Source organism: Streptomyces sp. NPDC058157 (assembly GCF_042884105.1).
Lineage (GTDB): Bacteria > Actinomycetota > Actinomycetes > Streptomycetales > Streptomycetaceae > Streptomyces.
This window is the reverse complement of the sequence record NZ_JBHVUQ010000361.1, coordinates 1-3,322: the sequence shown is the minus strand read 5'-3', so window position 1 is coordinate 3,322 and position 3,322 is coordinate 1. Positions and strand designations below refer to the sequence as shown.

The 3,322-nt window shown below is 74.4% G+C and carries 2 protein-coding genes; both read right to left on the bottom strand.

Features of this window, described 5'->3' with window-relative positions; genetic code table 11:
- On the bottom strand, window positions 1-2,657 hold a 2,657-nt coding region (locus tag ACFVXK_RS37725; RefSeq protein WP_389621641.1), incomplete at its 3' end, for a SpoIIE family protein phosphatase.
- Between the two features lie 119 nt (window positions 2,658-2,776).
- Window positions 2,777-3,322, bottom strand: a 546-nt coding sequence (locus tag ACFVXK_RS37720) for an RNase H family protein (RefSeq protein WP_389621638.1), incomplete at its 5' end; no start/stop codon positions are given.

The following is a 3,322-nucleotide window of genomic DNA, read 5'->3' as shown; positions in this document are numbered from 1 at the left end:
TCCGCTTCCGCGTCCTCGCCGGAGCCGGGCGGTGCCAGCTCCGCCCAGATGACCTTGCCCTCGGGGGTGTACCGGGTGCCCCAGTGCTCGCTGAGCTGCGCCACCAGGAACAGGCCGCGTCCGCCCTCGTCGGTGGTGGCGGCGTAGCGCAGGTGCGGGGCGGTGCTGCTGCCGTCCCAGACCTCGCAGGTCAGCCCGTGGTCGTGGAGCAGCCGGACCCGTACGGGGGCGCTGCCGTGGCGCAACGCGTTGGTGACCAGCTCGCTCAGGATCAGCTCGGTGGCGAAGCCCAGCTCGGGCAGGCCCCAGTCCTCCAGGGTGCGGGCCGCGGCGCCCCGGATCTCGCCGACCGCGCTCGCCTCGAAGGGCACGTCCCACTGGGCGACCCGGTCCGCGCCCAGGGTCCGGGTCCGGGCGACGAGGAGGGCCACGTCGTCGGCCGGGCGGGTGGGCAGCAGCAGGTCGAGGACCTCCCGGCAGGTCTCCCGCGGGTCCCCGTCGGAGCCGCTGATGGCGGTGCGCAGCAGTTCCAGCCCCTCGCCGATGTCCCGGCCGCGCTCCTCGACCAGCCCGTCCGTGTACAGGACGAGCCGGCTGCCCTCCGCCAGGTCCAGTTCCGCCGTCTCGAAGGGCATGCCGCCGAGCCCGAGCGGGGGGCCGGCCGGCAGGTCCACGATCTCGGTGGTGCCGTCGGGGGCGGCCACCAGGGGCGGGAGGTGTCCGGCCCGGGCCAGCGTGCAGCGCCGGGAGACCGGGTCGTAGACGGCGTACAGGCAGGTGGCGCCGAGGACGGAGCCGGTCGCGTCGCCGCCCTCGTCGTCGTGGTCGATGCGCTGGACCAGGTCGTCCAGGCGGGCGAGGATCTCGTCGGGGGCGAGGTCGAGCGAGGAGAAGTTGTGGACGGCGGTGCGCAGCCGTCCCATGGTCGCGGCGGCGTGCAGTCCGTGTCCGACGACGTCCCCGACGACCAGCGCGACCCGGCAGCCCGGCAGCGGGATCACGTCGAACCAGTCGCCGCCCACCCCGGACTGCGCGGGCAGGTAGAAGTGCGCCACGTCCACGGCGCTCTGCTCGGGCAGGGCGCGCGGCAGCAGGCTGCGCTGGAGGGTGACGGCGAGGGCGTGCTCGCGGGTGTAGCGGCGGGCGTTGTCCATGCTGACGGCGGCGCGGGCGACGAGTTCCACGGCCAGCGAGAGGTCGTCCTCGTCGAAGGGCTCGGGCTTGGTCGCGCGCCAGAAGTTGACCACGCCGAGGACCACCCCGCGGGCGGTGAGCGGGGCCGCGATCAGCGAGTGGATGCCGTAGTCGATGATGGCGCGGGTGCGTACCGGGTCCTGGGCGAGCCAGCCGGGCTCGGCGGACAGGTCGGGCACCAGCTCGGCCTCGCCGGTGCCGTAGCCGCGCGCCTGGGGGGTGGAGGGCAGGAAGTCGATCAGCAGGCCGCGGGGGTAGAGGGGGTGGTCGGTGCGGATGCCGCTGACCGCGGTGCGCCGCATGTCGGCCCCGGGCCCGGGCTCGTCCCCGTCGAGGACCGGTTCGGCCAGGTCGACGGTGGCGAAGTCGGCGAAGCGGGGTACGGCGACGTGGGCGAGTTCCTCGGCGGTGCGGACCACGTCGAGGGTGGTGCCGATGTCGCCGCCCGCGTCGTAGAGCAGCTTCAGGCGGCGGCGGGCCGTGTCGGCGCGGCTGGTCAGGACCCGCATCTCGGTGGAATCGCGGATGGTGACCGCGGTACCGCCGTCGGCGCGGCCGCGGGGGTGGGTGCGCCGCTGGTTGACGACGAGCAGCCGCTCGCCGGTCTCCAGCACCTCGTCGGTGGCCACCCGGCCGGAGAGCAACAGGTCCGCCATCCGGTGGTCCAGGCCCGGTACGTCCCCGATGTGGCGGCCGTCGGCGTCCTCGGGCAGCCCGAGGAGCCGTTTGGCCTCGTCGTTGGCGAGCAGCAGCCGGCCGTCCCCGTCGATGATCAGCACCCCTTCGCGGACGGCGTGGAGGACCGCGTCGTGGTGTTCGTACATCCGGGTCATCTCCAGCGGGCCCAGCCCGTGGGTCTGCCGGTTGAGCCGCCTGCTGATGAGGGCGGTGCCCGCGGTGGCCAGGGCCAGGGTGGCGGCGATGGACAGCAGGATGACGGGGAGCTGGCGGTTGACGACCCCGGTGACGTTCTTGACGGTGAGGCCCGCGGACACCAGTCCGACGACCTTGCCGTCGGGTGCGGTGACGGGCACCACCGCCTGGATCTCCTTGCCGAGGGGGCCGTCCACGCTCTCGGTGTAGGTCTGCCCGGCGAGGGAGGGCTCGATGGTGCCGACGAACCGTTTTCCGATGCGGTCCGGCTTGGGGTGGGTGTAGCGGATGCCGTGGGTGTCCATGACCACGATGAAGTCGACCCCGGCGTCCTTGCGGGTCCGCTCGGCGAGGGGCTGCAGGACGGCCGTGGGGTCGGCGGACTTCAGCGCCGCCTGGAGGCCCAGGGAGTGGGCGAAGGTCTGGGCGACGGCCACCGACCGGTTGCGGGCCTCGCGGTCGACGTCGTGCCGCGACTGGAGGAGCAGCGCCAGCAGCGCACCGGCCGCGAGCAACACCACGATCGCCACCTGGAGGACGAATACCTGTCTGGCGACGCTTCTGGATCGGCTGCCTAGAGGTGACCGCACCGACGTGCCCGGCACGGGTGGCGAGAAGGGGTCACGCCCCCAGTTGTAGCACTTCCGGGCGTCCTCGGCGCCCGGCGCGGCGGCGCGCCGGGCGTGGTGTCGCCCCGGGGCCGCTCCGGTCAGGCGGGAGCGGCGGCGGAACGGCAGTCGGGGTGGCCCCAGCGGGTGCCCAGCTTGGCGATCTTCTCGCCCGCCGCGTACTGCTGCCCGCAGGGGCAGGTGCCGCGGAACTTCGCGGTGATGGTGCGCCCGCCGCCGGAGGAGGACGAGGAGCGGGCCGTGGCACCGGCGGCGGCCGTACGGCGGGTCGGGGCCGTGCGCGCGGGGGCGGTGCGGCCCGGGGCCGGTACGGGGACGGCGGTGGCGCCGTGGGCGGTGCCGGCGGGTTCCTGGCTGACGGCGGCGTCGCTGGCGGCCTGGTCGGCGATGGCGTTCAGGTGGTCGCCGTCCTCCTGGTGGGCCGGGACGTAGCGGAATTCCACGTCCAGGCCCGCCAGCAGGGCGTCGATGCCCTCGACGAGCTCGCGGTTGGCGACGGGCTTGCCCGCGGCGGTCTTCCAGCCGTTGCGCTTCCAGTTCGGCAGCCACTGGGTGACGGCCTTCATCGCGTACTGCGAGTCCATCCGGACCTGGAGCGCGGTACCGGGCTCGACGGCCTCCAGCAG